The 13628-nt window shown below is 65.2% G+C and carries 18 protein-coding genes; 9 read left to right on the top strand and 9 right to left on the bottom strand.

The features are described from left to right. Nucleotides 1-46 precede the first annotated feature (46 nt). The 6 genes from rluB to QZ497_RS13815 form a co-directional block, all read right to left on the bottom strand. A complete protein-coding gene (gene rluB / locus QZ497_RS13840) occupies nucleotides 47-1138 on the bottom strand; it encodes a 23S rRNA pseudouridine(2605) synthase RluB (RefSeq protein WP_295475868.1) in 1092 nt (363 codons plus the stop codon). A 166-nt stretch (nucleotides 1139-1304) separates the two neighbouring features. Continuing rightward, the gene (locus tag QZ497_RS13835) at nucleotides 1305-1490 is read right to left on the bottom strand and encodes a DUF1289 domain-containing protein (protein ID WP_295475865.1); all 186 of its coding nucleotides are present in this window, start codon (nucleotides 1488-1490) and stop codon (nucleotides 1305-1307) included. A gap of 44 nt (nucleotides 1491-1534) precedes the next feature. Next, a complete protein-coding gene (gene scpB, locus QZ497_RS13830; protein ID WP_295475862.1) occupies nucleotides 1535-2341 on the bottom strand; it encodes an SMC-Scp complex subunit ScpB in 807 nt (268 codons plus the stop codon). Between the two features lie 11 nt (nucleotides 2342-2352). Next, entirely contained in the window at nucleotides 2353-3051 is a 699-nt protein-coding gene (locus QZ497_RS13825; protein WP_295476118.1) for a ScpA family protein, read from the bottom strand. Nucleotides 3052-3155: 104 nt separating this feature from the next. Continuing rightward, complete coding sequence (locus QZ497_RS13820; protein ID WP_295475859.1) at nucleotides 3156-3785, bottom strand: L-threonylcarbamoyladenylate synthase; 630 nt, start codon at nucleotides 3783-3785, stop codon at nucleotides 3156-3158. A gap of 14 nt (nucleotides 3786-3799) precedes the next feature. Then, nucleotides 3800-4663 carry a PHP domain-containing protein gene (locus QZ497_RS13815; protein WP_295475856.1) on the bottom strand — a complete coding sequence of 288 codons (864 nt, stop codon included), beginning with the start codon at nucleotides 4661-4663 and terminating at the stop codon, nucleotides 3800-3802. 65 nt (nucleotides 4664-4728) lie between these two features. Here QZ497_RS13815 and QZ497_RS13810 point away from each other — a divergent pair, with 65 nt between their 5' ends. From QZ497_RS13810 to QZ497_RS13785, 6 genes are all read left to right on the top strand, one after another. After that, nucleotides 4729-5322, top strand: coding sequence for a septation protein A (locus tag QZ497_RS13810; protein WP_295475854.1), 594 nt, complete (start codon nucleotides 4729-4731; stop codon nucleotides 5320-5322). Nucleotide 5323: 1 nt separating this feature from the next. Continuing rightward, nucleotides 5324-5623, top strand: coding sequence for a YciI family protein (locus QZ497_RS13805; protein ID WP_295475851.1), 300 nt, complete (start codon nucleotides 5324-5326; stop codon nucleotides 5621-5623). Nucleotides 5624-5721: 98 nt separating this feature from the next. After that, complete coding sequence (locus QZ497_RS13800; protein ID WP_295475849.1) at nucleotides 5722-6138, top strand: hypothetical protein; 417 nt, start codon at nucleotides 5722-5724, stop codon at nucleotides 6136-6138. A 7-nt stretch (nucleotides 6139-6145) separates the two neighbouring features. After that, nucleotides 6146-6823 (top strand): response regulator transcription factor, encoded by a 678-nt coding sequence (locus tag QZ497_RS13795; protein ID WP_295475846.1) that lies wholly within the window; start codon nucleotides 6146-6148, stop codon nucleotides 6821-6823. Nucleotides 6824-6964: 141 nt separating this feature from the next. Then, nucleotides 6965-7411, top strand: a complete 447-nt coding sequence (locus tag QZ497_RS13790) for a Spy/CpxP family protein refolding chaperone (RefSeq protein WP_295475843.1) — start codon at nucleotides 6965-6967, stop codon at nucleotides 7409-7411. An 84-nt stretch (nucleotides 7412-7495) separates the two neighbouring features. Continuing rightward, nucleotides 7496-8833, top strand: a complete 1338-nt coding sequence (locus QZ497_RS13785; RefSeq protein ID WP_295475840.1) for a HAMP domain-containing sensor histidine kinase — start codon at nucleotides 7496-7498, stop codon at nucleotides 8831-8833. 6 nt (nucleotides 8834-8839) lie between these two features. Here the strand turns inward: QZ497_RS13785 and QZ497_RS13780 are convergent, their stop codons facing one another. Further along, a complete protein-coding gene (locus QZ497_RS13780; protein WP_295475837.1) occupies nucleotides 8840-9400 on the bottom strand; it encodes a nitroreductase family protein in 561 nt (186 codons plus the stop codon). Between the two features lie 145 nt (nucleotides 9401-9545). Here QZ497_RS13780 and QZ497_RS13775 point away from each other — a divergent pair, with 145 nt between their 5' ends. Next, nucleotides 9546-11000: a TrkH family potassium uptake protein gene (locus QZ497_RS13775; RefSeq protein WP_295475834.1), complete on the top strand. Its 1455-nt coding sequence runs from the start codon at nucleotides 9546-9548 to the stop codon at nucleotides 10998-11000. A gap of 61 nt (nucleotides 11001-11061) precedes the next feature. Continuing rightward, the gene (locus tag QZ497_RS13770) at nucleotides 11062-11373 is read left to right on the top strand and encodes a DUF962 domain-containing protein (RefSeq protein ID WP_295475831.1); all 312 of its coding nucleotides are present in this window, start codon (nucleotides 11062-11064) and stop codon (nucleotides 11371-11373) included. A gap of 9 nt (nucleotides 11374-11382) precedes the next feature. Here the strand turns inward: QZ497_RS13770 and QZ497_RS13765 are convergent, their stop codons facing one another. Then, nucleotides 11383-12195 (bottom strand): UDP-2,3-diacylglucosamine diphosphatase, encoded by an 813-nt coding sequence (locus QZ497_RS13765; RefSeq protein ID WP_295475828.1) that lies wholly within the window; start codon nucleotides 12193-12195, stop codon nucleotides 11383-11385. Nucleotides 12196-12340: 145 nt separating this feature from the next. On the opposite strand from QZ497_RS13765, the gene QZ497_RS13760 reads away from it, so the two are divergent. Then, nucleotides 12341-13207 (top strand): DMT family transporter, encoded by an 867-nt coding sequence (locus QZ497_RS13760; RefSeq protein ID WP_295475825.1) that lies wholly within the window; start codon nucleotides 12341-12343, stop codon nucleotides 13205-13207. 5 nt (nucleotides 13208-13212) lie between these two features. On the opposite strand, the gene QZ497_RS13755 is transcribed toward QZ497_RS13760, so the two are convergent. Further along, on the bottom strand, nucleotides 13213-13503 hold the full coding sequence (locus QZ497_RS13755; RefSeq protein ID WP_295475822.1) for a SelT/SelW/SelH family protein: 291 nt from the start codon (nucleotides 13501-13503) through the stop codon (nucleotides 13213-13215). Between the last annotated feature and the right edge of the window lie 125 nt (nucleotides 13504-13628).

Raw genomic sequence — 13628 nt, 5'->3', positions numbered from 1 at the left:
CAAACGCCGGTCGAAACCGGCGTTTGCAGGAGGCAGGAGAACTCAGTTACGGCTTGCGACCCGGGCCAGGGCGCTTGCCTGGGCGCTGACGCACTTCGCTGGGGCGCTCGGCGACCGGGGTACCACGGCCGCGACCGCCGGAGCGCGAATCACCGCCCTTGGCATCGTTGCGCAGGTTCGGCCGCGGGCGCTCTTCGCCCTTGGGCTGGCGCGGGGCACGTTCGCCCGCGGCGGGCGCGTCGGCCGCCGGACGCAGCTGACGCACACGCTCGCCCTTGCCCAGTGGACGCGAAGACTGGCGCTGCTGGCGCTCCAGCTTCTCACGGCTCTTGCCGCTCATCGCCGGCAGGGCCACAGGCTTGAGGCCCACTTCCGCCGCGAGGATGTCGACTTCCTGCTGGGTCATTTCGCGCCAGCGGCCCATCGGCAGGTCGGAGTTGAGGAACACCGGGCCGTAGCGCACGCGCTTCAGGCGGCTGACCACCAGGCCCTGGGACTCCCAGAGGCGACGCACTTCACGGTTGCGGCCTTCCATCACCACGCAGTGGTACCAATGGTTGAAGCCTTCGCCGCCCGGCGCCTTCTGCACGTCGGTGAAGCGCGCCGGGCCGTCTTCGAGGATCACGCCGTTCTTCAGGCGCAGCAGCATGTCATCGTCCACCTCGCCACGCACACGCACCGCGTATTCGCGGTCCATCTCATAGGACGGGTGCATCAGGCGGTTGGCCAACTCACCGTCGGTGGTGAACATCAGCAGGCCTGTAGTGTTGATGTCCAGGCGGCCGATGTTGACCCAACGGCCTTCCTTGGGGCGCGGCAGGCGGTCGAACACGGTCGGACGGCCCTCAGGATCGTCACGGGTGCAGATCTCGCCGTCCGGTTTGTTGTAGATGATGACCCGGCGCACGGTCTCGCGGGCTTCCTCACGCTTGACCAGTTGACCGTCGACGCTGATCGCGTCGTGCAGGTCGACGCGCTGGCCGAGAGTGGCGACCACGCCATTGACCTTGATGCGGCCTTCGCCGATCCAGGCCTCGACGTCGCGGCGCGAGCCGACGCCGATACGCGCCAGCACTTTCTGCAGCTTCTCGCCAGCCGGCTTCTCGGCCTGGGGTTCTTGCAATTCTTTTTCACTCATCTGGGCACCTCCCGGTGTGTCGATTCAGGGTTTGCCGAGGACCGGCAATGCCTGTTGCCCGGCGGGCAGTGTGTGCCGCGCCCTGGCGAAATTCAATAAGCCTGCGGCCATAGCGGGCCGGAGGGGCGCGCATGATACGCGCTTGTGCCCGCTGGCGCACGCCGAGTCACTTCTTTTTCCGCCGGCCGGTGCGCTTGAGCGTGTCCAGGCGCTGACGCGCCAGGGCCAGGATCTCCTTGCGCTCTTCCTTGTCGAGCTTCTTCCAGGCCTTGATTTCCTTCTTGCTGCGCCCGCAGCCGATGCAGATGTCAGCGTCGAACTTGCACAGGCTGATGCAGGGGCTCTTGCTCATTGGCTACCTCATGTTCGCGGTCACAGGGCAGACACGCGGCCCGCTCAATGCGGACCGTTCAATGGCCGGTCCTGATCCTCTTCACTGTCTTGGTCTTGCGGGTCGTCCTGCGGTTCCTCGGCAAGCAAGTCATCGAAGTCGGTCTTCAAGCCGTGTTCCATGGAATCCAGTTCCAGCAGCAGGCTGCGGAAGCTGGTTTCCTCCTTCGGAGGCGATGCCTCGCCGGCCTCCTCGTCGAAGTCCAGGCTTGCATCGGCCAGTGCCTGCAGGTGTGCCGGCACGGGCGCGTCGTCGATATCCAGCAGCGGCTCGGGCTCCATCTCCCGCAGGTCGGCCAGCGGCGGCAGCTCTTCGAGACTCTTGAGGTTGAAGTGGTCGAGAAACGCCTTGGTGGTGGCGAACATCGCCGGTTTGCCCGGCACGTCGCGGTAGCCCACCACACGGATCCACTCGCGCTCCAGCAGGGTCTTGACGATCTGGCTGTTGACCGTCACCCCGCGCACGTCCTCGATCTCCCCTCGGGTGATCGGCTGCCGGTAGGCGATCAGCGCCAGGGTTTCGAGCATCGCCCGGGAATAGCGCTGCGGTCGCTCTTCCCACAGGCGACCGACCCAGGGTGCGTAACGCTCGCGGATCTGCAGGCGGTAACCGGAAGCCACCTCCTTGAGTTCGAAGGCCCGCCCTTCGCAAGACTTGCCGAGAATCTGCAGGGCTTTCTTGAACACCGTCGGCCCTGGCCTTTCCGCTTCTTCGAACAGCTCGTAAAGGCGCTCCAGCGGTTGTGGCTTGCCCGAGGCCAGCAGGAAGGCTTCCAGCAGAGGAGCCAGATCACGGGGTTCGTTGAGATTCATGACTAGGGGCTCTATTCGGCTCGGGCACGCACGTGAATGGCGGCGAAGGGTTGGTTCTGCACCAGTTCGACCAGTTGTTCCTTGACCAGCTCGAGCACCGCCATGAAAGTCACCACCACACCCAGGCGGCCCTCCTCGGCGCTGAACAGCTCGGCGAACGGCACGAAGCCACTGCCCTTAAGGCGTTCGAGCACATCGCTCATGCGTTCGCGGGTCGACAGTGTCTCGCGGCTGATCTGGTGGCTTTCGAACAGGTCGGCACGCCGCAGCACCTCGGCCATGGACATCAACAGCTCTTCCAGGGCGACATCGGGCAGCAGCTTGCGCGCCTTGGCCTGCGGTGCCTCGAGGCGCGGCACCACGACGTCCCGACCGACCCGGCTCAGTTCATCGATACCTTCGGCGGCGTTCTTGAAGCGCTCGTACTCCTGCAGCCGGCGGATCAGTTCGGCGCGCGGGTCTTCTTCCTCGACCTCGGCTTCTTCGGAACGTGGCAGCAGCATGCGCGACTTGATCTCCGCCAGCATGGCCGCCATCAGCAAGTACTCGGCAGCCAGCTCCAGGCGCACGCTCTTCATCAGCTCGACGTAACCCATGTACTGCCGGGTGATTTCCGCCACCGGGATGTCGAGAATGTCGATGTTCTGCTTGCGGATCAGGTACAGCAACAGGTCCAGCGGCCCTTCGAAGGCTTCGAGGAAGACTTCCAGGGCATCGGGCGGAATGTACAGGTCCAGCGGCAACTGGTTGAACGGCTGCCCGTACACCAGCGCCAGTTGTTGCTGCAGCCCGGCCGGGCCGTCGAGTTCGGTCATCAGGCAGGCTCGGCGAACGGCGTCGGGTCGCCACAACCGACGCGGACGATCTGCGCTTCGCCTTCGGCCAGGTTGATCACCGTAGAGGCCGAAACGCCCCCGATGCCGCCGTCGATGATCAGATCGACGTGGCGCTCGAGGCGCTCGCGCATGTCTTCCGGGTCACTGAGCGGTAAGGTATCGCCGGGCAGGATCAGGCTGACGCTCATCATCGGCTCGCCCAGCTGGGCCAGCAGCGCCTGGGCAATGGGGTGCCCCGGCACGCGCAGGCCGATGGTGCGGCGCTTGGGATGCAGCACCAGGCGCGGCACTTCGCGGGTGGCATTGAGGATGAAGGTATACGGGCCGGGGGTGTGCGACTTGAGCGCACGGAAGGCTCCGGTATCGACCTTGGCGAACAGCCCCAGCTGCGAGAGATCGCAGCACATCAGGGTGAAGTTGTGCTTGTCGTCCAGCTGGCGCAGACGGCGAATGCGCTCGATGGCGCCCTTGTCACCGATCTGGCAGCCCAATGCATAGGACGAGTCGGTCGGATACACCACCAGCCCGCCGGCCTTGATGATCTCCACGGCCTGTTTGATCAGGCGCGGTTGCGGGTTCTCCGGGTGGACCTGGAAGAATTGGCTCACGGTAACTTCCTGTATCAGCCAGCAGCGACGCTGGATTCTTGTTTGAAACGCTCACACAGCGATGGCAGGTCTTCGGGCAGTGGCCGGTAAATGCCAATCTCCGACCAGTGGCCCGGGCCGTGGAAGTCACTGCCGGCACTCACCAGCAGGCCGAACTCCCGGGCCAGGATGGCCAGGCTGCCCACCTGCTCGGCAGCCTGCATGCCGTTGACCGCCTCGATGGCATGGCCGCCGGCCTGGATGAACTCGCCGACCAGCCGACGCCGCTTGCTGCGGGTGAAATCATAGTGCATGGGGTGGGCCAGGCTCACCCAGGCGCCCGAGGCCCGCAAGGTGGCCACGGTGTCTTCCAGGGTCGGCCAGTGCTGCTTGACGTCACCCAGCTTGCCGGCGCCCAGCCACTTGCGGAAGGCTTCGCTGCGGTCCTTGACGAACCCGGCGTTGACCAGAAAGTCCGCGAAATGCGGCCGGGCCGGAGCGTTGCCGCTGTCGCCCAACGCCTGCTGCACCGCCCTGGCTCCCTGAAGAGCCCCGGGCATGCCCTTTAGTTCCAGCTTGCGGCTGATTTCCTCGGCGCGCAGCCAGCGGCCCTCATGCAGCCTGGCGATGGCCTCGTTGAGCGCCGGCGCGTCGGCGGCGAAGCCATAGCCCAGCACGTGGATGGTCGCCCCGCCCCAGGTGCAGGACAACTCCACACCGTTGATCAGTTGCATGCCCAGTGCCTGGGCGGCGGCGCGGGCTTCAGGAAGCCCTTCGAGGGTGTCGTGGTCGGTCAGGGCCAGGACGCGCACGCCGTTTTCATGAGCCCTGGCGACCACCGCAGAGGGCGCTAGGGCGCCGTCCGAAGCGGTGCTATGGCAGTGCAGGTCGACAATCATGGGAAAGCTTTCGCGGTCATTGATGTTTGTTATTATGCCGTCACATCCCGCTTCTGGCTGCCATTGTGAAACAATTCATCGATTTCATTCCGCTGCTGCTGTTCTTCATCGTCTATAAAACCGAACCTCGCGCCGTCGAACTCCTGGGTCACGAAGTGACGCTGGGGGGCATCTTCAGTGCCACGGCGGTGCTGATCATCAGCTCCGTGGTGGTCTACGGCATCCTCTACCTGAAGCAGCGCATGCTGGAAAAGAGCCAGTGGCTGACCCTCGGTGCCTGTCTGGTATTCGGCAGCCTGACCCTGGCCTTCCACAGTGAGACCTTCCTGAAGTGGAAGGCGCCGGTGGTCAACTGGCTGTTCGCCCTGGCCTTTCTCGGCAGCCATTTCATCGGCGACAAGCCACTGGTGCAGCGCGTCATGGGCCACGCCCTGACCCTGCCGCAGCCGGTATGGGTACGTTTGAACATCGCCTGGATCGTCTTCTTCATCTTCAGCGGTGCCGCCAATCTCTATGTAGCCTTCACCTATCAAGACTTCTGGGTCGACTTCAAGGTCTTCGGCAGCCTGGCCATGACCCTGCTGTTCCTGGTAGGCCAGGGCCTTTACCTGGCGCGCTACCTGAGCGACGCCTCTTCCACGACCAAGACCAAGGACTGACATGCTCTACGCCATCATCGCGACCGACACCCCGGACTCCCTGGAAAAGCGCCTGAGCGTGCGCCCGGCGCACCTCGAGCGCCTCAATGCCCTCAAGGATGCCGGCCGCCTGGTACTGGCCGGCCCGCACCCGGCCATCGACAGCAACGACCCGGGTCCGGCCGGCTTCAGCGGCAGCCTGATCGTGGCTGAGTTCGATTCACTGGCCGCCGCCGAAACCTGGGCCAAGGCCGATCCTTTCGTGGCCGCCGGTGTCTATGCCAATGTGGTGGTCAAGCCATTCCGCCAGGTCCTGCCCTGAGCCACGCGCCAGTCACTACTGGCGCATCGCCTCCCTCATCATTGCGGGTTCGCTGCCGACACTGTTGGTGCAGCGAACTGACGATCAGGGGATGACGAATGCGTTCAGGATGGTGGCTGGCGGTATGGCTGGCATGCGGCCCGATGGCCCAGGCCGAAGAGGTGCAACAGGATGCCGGGGCCGCCTCGCAAGCGGTGGCTTCGCCTGATCCGGTACAAGCCGAGCTGACCCAGCTCAGGCAACGCCTGGAAAGCCGGGAACGCGAACACGCCGAACGCATCCAGCAGCTCGAAGCGGCCGCCGGCGAGCGGGAAACCACCCAGGTGGCGCGCCTGCGCCAGGAAAACCAGCGCTTGCGGCTGCAACTGCGCGAAGCCCAGGCCGCCATACCGCCGCCTGTGCTGAGCGAACCCCAGCAGTGGTTCGCCGTCGGCGGCAGCCTTACCCTGATCGCGCTGCTGCTCGGCATGCTGGCCGGCGGCTGGCGCAAACAACGTCGTCACTGGCTGAATTGAGTGAGTCATGAGCGAGCTGTTACTGATTGATGATGACCAGGAACTCTGCGAGCTGCTGGGCAGCTGGCTGTCGCAGGAAGGGTTTCAGGTACGCGCCTGCCACGACGGGCAAAGCGCGCGCAATGCGCTGGCGCAGAACGCCCCGGCAGCCGTGGTGCTGGATGTGATGCTGCCCGACGGCAGCGGCCTGGAACTGCTCAAGCAACTGCGCACGGAGCATGCCGAACTGCCGGTGCTGATGCTCTCGGCCAGGGGCGAGCCGCTTGACCGCATTCTTGGCCTGGAGCTGGGCGCCGACGACTACCTGGCCAAACCTTGCGACCCCCGCGAACTCACCGCCCGCCTGCGCGCCGTACTGCGCCGCAGCCACCCGGTCAGCGCCCCGAGCCAGCTGGAGCTGGGCGACCTGAGCTTCAGCCCGGTGCGCGGCGTGGTCAGTATCGATGAAAAGGAAACCACCCTCACCGTCTCCGAAAGTCGCCTGCTCGAAGCGCTGCTGCGCCAGCCCGGCGAGCCGCTGGACAAACAGGAACTGGCCCAGCTGGCGCTGGGCCGCAAGCTGACCCTCTACGACCGCAGCCTGGACATGCACGTCAGCAACCTGCGCAAGAAAATAGGCCCGCATGCCGACGGCAGGCCGCGTATCGTCGCGCTGCGCAGCCGCGGCTACTACTACAGCCCGTGAGCCAGGGCGCCGCCGCGAATGCCAGCTTCGCGGCGGCGTCCCTTTACAAAGGCTTTACCCACCCCTGACCGCGCTTGACCTTGCTCTCCCTAGACTGTCCACCAACGGCCACGAGCCGCAATGGAAACCAGGAGAGACACCATGCGCAAGACCCTGATCGCCCTGATGTTCGCAGCAGCCCTGCCCACCGTGACCATGGCCGCGCCCCCCGTACCGCCCATCGACGGCCCTGACGCCGGCCCACGCATGCACCAGGACTTCGGCCCCGGCAAGCCACGCGGTCCTCTCGCCTACCTGGACCTGACCCGCGAGCAGCGCATGCAAGTCGGGCGGCTGATGGGTGAACAGGCTCACGAGCGCCGCGAGATCAACCAGCGCTTCCTCGCCAAGCTGCCTGCCCCTGAGCAGAAGGCCATGGACGCCGAGCTGCAGGCCAGCCGCGACAAGACCGATAACGCCATTCGCGCCTTGCTCACCCCCGAGCAGCAGAAGGCCTTCGACGTCGAGAAGCAAAAACGTGACGAGCGCCGTGCCGAGTGGGCAGAGTTCCAGGCCTGGAAAGCCGAAAAGGCCAAAAAGGCGCAATAACCCAGGCTTCTCGCGTAACCTTCGCTCCATCCCGACCCGACATGCCGCGCATGTCGGGTTTTCCTGTTAGAAAGAGGTTGCTCCGTGCGCTCATTGTTCTGGCGAATCCTGGCCAGTTTCTGGCTGGCCATCGCCCTGGTGGCAGGCCTGTCGATCCTGGTCGGCCACATGCTTAACCAGGATGCCTGGATCCTCAGCCGCCATCCGGTACTCAACGAGCTGCCCAAGCGCTGGGCCACGCATTTCGAAGAAGAAGGCCCAGGCGCGGCGCAGGACTTCCTGGAAAAGCTCAAGCGTCGCCACCGCATCGATGTGCAGGTGCTCAACAGCAGCGGCGAGCCGGTCATACCCGGCACCTTCCCGCCGCGTGCCGCCGCCTTCGAAGCCCGCCAGAAGGACGACCCGCAGCAGTTGCCCTGGCGCCGCCTGACCACTGAATACACCAGCCCGAACAGCGGTGAGACCTACCTGCTGATCTACCGCATTCCGCACCCGGAGCTGGACCAGTGGCACCGTCAGAGCCTGGTCTGGCCCATCAGTGCACTGCTCATCGCGCTGGTGGTCCTGACCCTGTTCAGCCTGCTGGTCACCCTGTCCATCACCCGCCCGCTGAGCCGCCTGCGCAGTGCCGTGTACGACCTGGGGCAGACCAGCTACCAGCAGCACAGCCTGGCGCAGCTGGCCAACCGCCGCGACGAATTCGGCGTGCTGGCCACCGACTTCAACCGTATGGGCGCGCGCCTGCAAAGCCTGATCGCCAGCCAGCGCCAGCTGTTGCGTGACGTGTCCCATGAACTGCGCTCACCGCTGGCGCGCCTGCGCATCGCCCTGGCCCTGGCCGGCCGTGCCTCTCCCGAAGAACGCGAAAAGCTCTGGCCACGCCTGGACCGCGAATGCGACCGCCTGGAGGCGCTGATCAGCGAAATCCTTACCCTGGCGCGCCTCGACGCCGACATGGCCAAGGCCGAACCGGTCGACCTGCAGGCACTGCTGCAGCGGGTCAGCAACGACGCGCTGCTCGATGGTCTGCCACCGCCGATCGACCTGCAGGTGCAGGCGCCGCTGAGCGTCGAGGGCTGGCCCGACATGATCGAGCGGGCGGTGGATAACCTGCTGCGTAACGCGCGGCGCTTCAGCCCGGCCGATCGTGCCGTGGAGCTGCATGCCAGTCGCCGTGACGGGCGCATCCGTATCAGTGTCCGCGACCACGGCCCTGGGGCGGCCAGCGAACATCTCGTGCAACTGGGCGAGCCCTTCTTCCGCGCACCTGGCCAGGCCAGCGCCGGACATGGCCTGGGGTTGGCCATCGCCCGCCGCGCCGCCGAACGCCACGGCGGCAGCCTGACCCTGGCCAATCACCCCGAAGGCGGCTTTCTGGCGGTGCTGGAGCTGCCGCCAGAGCCGATCACTGCCAGCCTCTGAGTCGCCTCAGCCCTGCCAGGCACTGACGAAGGTAGCGGTGTCTTCCTTGGCGGCGACACGCGGCGGGTTCTGCGGGGTGCCCAGGTAGAGGAAGCCCAGCACCTCTTCGTCGTCCGACAGCCCCAGGCCTTTGGCCACATGGGGCGAAAACGACAGTTCGCCGGTGCGCCACACACCGCCCAGGCCGAGGGCGTAGGCGGCCAGCAGAATGCCGTGGGCAGCGCAGCCAGCGGTGAGCCGCTGTTCGGAGCGCGGCACCTTGGGGTGATCCTGCAAGCGCGCGATGACCACCACCACCAGCGGCGCGCGCAGCGGCCCCAGGCGCGCCTTGTCGAGCTGCTGTTCGGTCGGGCTGCCGCCTTGCAGCAGCAAGGCCTCGGCCAGCAGATCGCCCATGCGTTCGCGAGCCGCGCCCTCGACGCAGAGGAAACGATAGGGCTTGAGCAGGCCGTGGTCAGGGGCGCGCAGCGCCGCGCCAAAGAGGATTTCCCGCTGCGCGGCGTCCGGGGCCGGTTCGACCAGCCGCGGAACCGAAACGCGATTGAGCAATACATCGAGTGCCTGCATGGGGTGAATCTCCTTGAACGATGGTCGGGCATTGTAGGGGCTGTGCGCCGGGCAATCGAGTGCCAGGCACGCGACGGGCAGGCGGTTTACTTGGCAGGCGACGCGGGTAGAATGGCGCCTCTTTTCCAGCAGTCAGAGCAGTTTCATGGCGTTGCCGACCCTTCGCATCATCGGTTTCATCATCGGCATCTTCCTGATCACCCTGGCGGTCGCCATGGTTGTGCCCATGCTCACCCTGGTGATCTACGACCGTCTCGACGACCTGCGCTCGTTCCTCTGGGCCAGTGCCATCACTTTCATCGCCGGCCTGGCGCTGGTGATTCCCGGCCGCCCCGAACACGTACACCTGCGCCCTCGGGACATGTACATGCTCACCGTGTCGAGCTGGATCGTGGTGTGCGTCTTCGCGGCCCTGCCCTTTCTGTTGACCCAGCACATCAGCTACACCGACTCGTTCTTCGAGAGCATGTCGGGGATCACCGCCACCGGCTCGACAGTGCTCAATCATCTGGACGACATGTCGCCGGGCATCCTGATCTGGCGTTCCATGCTGCACTGGCTGGGCGGTATCGGCTTCATCGGCATGGCGGTGGCGATCCTGCCGCTGCTGCGTATCGGCGGCATGCGCCTGTTCCAGACCGAGTCCTCGGACCGCTCGGAAAAAGTCATGCCGCGCTCGCACATGGTGGCCAAGTACATCATCCTCGCCTACGTCGGCTTCACCGTGCTGGGCACCCTGGGCTTCTGGTGGGCGGGCATGAGCCTGTTCGACGCCATCAACCATGCGATGTCGGCGATCTCCACCGGCGGTTTTTCCACCTCAGACCTGTCGCTGGCCAAGTGGCCACAACCGGCGGTGCACTGGGTGGCCATCGTGGTGATGATCCTTGGCAGCCTGCCCTTCACCCTGTACGTGGCCACCCTGCGTGGCCACCGTAAGGCACTGATTCGCGATGAGCAGGTGCAGGGGCTGATCGGCCTGCTGCTGGTCACCTGGGCGCTGATGACCCTGTGGTACGGCCTGACCACCGACCTGCCCTGGCTGGACGCCTTGCGCCACGTCGCGCTGAACGTGACCTCGGTGATCACCACCACGGGCTTCGCCCTGGGCGACTACAGCCTGTGGGGCAATTTCTCGCTGATGCTGTTCTTCTACCTGGGCTTCATTGGCGGCTGCTCGGGCTCGACCGCCGGCGGGGTGAAGATCTTTCGCTTCCAGGTCGCCTACATCCTGCTCAAGGCCAGCCTCAACCAGCTCATCCACCCGCGGGCGGTGATCAAGCAGAAGTACAACGGCCATCGCCTGGACGACGAGATCGTGCGATCGATCCTGACCTTCTCGTTCTTCTTCACCATCACCATTTGCGTGATCGCCCTGCTGCTGTCGCTGCTGGGCCTGGACTGGATGACTGCGCTGACCGGCGCGGCCAGTACCGTGTCCGGCGTCGGCCCGGGGCTGGGTGAGGTCATTGGTCCGGCGGGCAACTTCGCCAGCCTGCCCGATGCCGCCAAGTGGATTCTCTCGGCTGGCATGCTGCTCGGCCGCCTGGAGATCATCACCATCCTGGTGCTTTGCGTCCCGGCCTTCTGGCGCCATTGATGACGAGCTGGTGCGCATGGGGCTAGACTCACGGCACTGGACCCAATAGAGGACGCAGCCCATGGAACAGGTCAGGCAATTCTCAAGCTTTGCCCAGTTCTATCCCTTCTATTTGCAGGAGCACCTCAACAGCACCTGCCGACGCCTGCACTTCGTGGGCACCAGCCTGGTGATCTTCCTGTTGGCATTCGGCATCGGCAGTGGCCGCTGGTGGCTGCTGTGGCTGGTCCCGCTGGCCGGTTATGGCTTCGCCTGGATCGGCCACTTCATCTTTGAAAAGAATCGCCCGGCGACCTTCCAGCATCCCTTCTACAGCCTGCTGGGCGACTTCATGATGTTCCGCGACATGCTGCTGGGGCGTGTGCCCTTCTAGGCAGCGCAGTCAGGCGGCCGGCACGGTTTCGCTCTCGCGCTGCTTTTCCAACTGCTGGGCGTCGGCCAGCCGGTACAACTCGATGGTGCCGTCCAGGTGTTCGATCAACGCGGTGCAGGACTCCACCCAGTCACCGCAGTTGAGGTATTCCACCCCGCCTACGTCACGGATCTCGGCATGGTGGATGTGCCCGCACACCACACCATCCAGGCCGCGGCGCACGCACTCGTGGGCAATGGCCTGCTCGAAGTCGCTGATGAAGTTCACCGCCGTCTTGACCTTGTGCTTGAGGTAGGCCGACAGCGACCAGTAGCCATAGCCGTAGCGGGCGCGCCAGTGATTGAGCCAGCGGTTGAGGGTCAGGGTGAATTCGTAGGCCGAGTCGCCCAGGAACGCCAGCCAGCGATGATAGCGGGTAATAACGTCGAACTGGTCGCCATGAATCACCAGCAGGCGGCGGCCATCGGCGGTGACGTGCTCGGCCTCGTCCAGCAGCTGGATGTTGCCGAGGATCAACTTGGAATAGCGGCGCAGGAATTCGTCATGGTTGCCGGTGATGTAGATCACTTCGGTGCCACGCTTGCTCATGGTCAGCAGGCGGCGGATCACGTTGGTATGCGCCTGCGGCCAGTACATGCCGCCGCGCATCTTCCATCCATCGATGATGTCGCCCACCAAATAGATACGATCGGCCTGATAGCCCTTGAGGAAACTGGACAAGTGCTCGGCCTGGCAGTCGCGGGTGCCCAAATGCACGTCAGAGATCCACAGGGTGCGCACGCGTTGCTTGCGGCTGGGTTTGGCGAACTCGGCGCTGCTCATGGGAGGACCTCCGCTGGGTTTTGCCCAGCTTGCCCGGCAGCGGTGACCTGAATGTGACGCCTGCATGGCAGTACAGTGACAACCACCCAGGCAGCGGCCTGTGTAGACTGCGCCTGCCTTCCTGTTTTCTATTGCAAGGACGCTCATGACTCCACGTACTGCACTGGGTGCCCTGCATGGCGGGGCCCTGCTAGTGGGTTTTGCCGGTGTACTCGGCAAGCTGGCGGCCACCACCCCGACGGTTATCGTGTTCGCCCGCGCCGGTTTCGCGGCACTGGCTCTGACGTTGTTCATACGCTGGGCCGGTAAACGGCGCTGGCAGGCCCTGTCACTCACACACGGGCTACGCCAGGTCCTTGCAGGCGTGCTGCTGTGCGTGCATTGGGTGGCGTTCTTCCTGGCGGTGAAAACGGCCGGGGTCGCGGTGGCAACCCTGGGCTTCGCTACCTTTCCCGCCTTCACCGTGGCGCTCGAAGCGCTGCTGTTCCGTGAGCGGGTCGGCGCCCGGGAAATGCTCCTGCTGGCTCTGGTCAGCGCCGGCCTGGTGCTGGTTACGCCACACTTCGATCTGCGCAGCGAGGCCACCGGCGGGCTGCTGTGGGGTGTGTTTTCCGGCTTGACCTTCGCCCTGCTGTCGCTGGCCAACCGCGTCAGTGCCGGGCAGCTGCCCGCCGCCCAGGCCGCGTTGTGTCAGAACCTCATCGTCACCTTGTGCCTGGCGCCACTGGCCGCCCCACAGTTGACCCAACTGAACCCAATCGACTGGCTGTGGCTGGGCCTGCTCGGGGTGTTCTGCACCGGGCTTGCCCATGGCCTGTTCATCGCCAGCCTGGCGGTGGTCAAGGCGCGAGTCGCGGCGATGGTGTTCACTCTGGAGCCGGTCTACGGCATCGCCTTCGCCTGGCTGCTGTTCGCCGAAACGCCCAGCCCGCGCATGCTGGCCGGCGCGGCGCTGATCGTCGCAGCGATCCTGCTGGCCGGACTCAAGCCACGTCGCCAGCCGGCACCCTGAAATCGTCAGCGGGCCACGCGATCGTTGTGGCCAAGGTCGCGCTCAGGATCGATCTGGTCACGGACCCGCTGCTTGAGTTCCTTGGCCTCCGGGAAGCCGCCATCGGCCTTGCGCTCCCAGATCTGCACCGTGTCGCAGGTTATGCGGAACACCCCGCCACTGCCCGGCTCCAGGCACACCCGCCCCAGGTCGTCGCCGAAAGTGCTGAGCAGCTCCTGGGCCAACCAGGCAGCACGCAACAGCCATTGGCACTGGGTGCAGTAGGTGATGACGATTTCGGCTTTGGCGTCGCTCATGCAGGGCTCCGGGCACGGGAATGAAGAACGCCCATGATACGCCCGTCGAGCCTACCCTGCCCCCCTCCAACCTTCAGATGCGCAGCATTCTGCGCGCCGGTGTCGAGCTGATGCGCCTCCATGAG

Origin of the sequence: uncultured Pseudomonas sp., from assembly GCF_913777995.1 — a bacterium.
GTDB lineage: Bacteria > Pseudomonadota > Gammaproteobacteria > Pseudomonadales > Pseudomonadaceae > Aquipseudomonas.
Note: the sequence above shows the minus strand (reverse complement) of the source record. Positions and strands in the feature narration are given on the sequence as shown.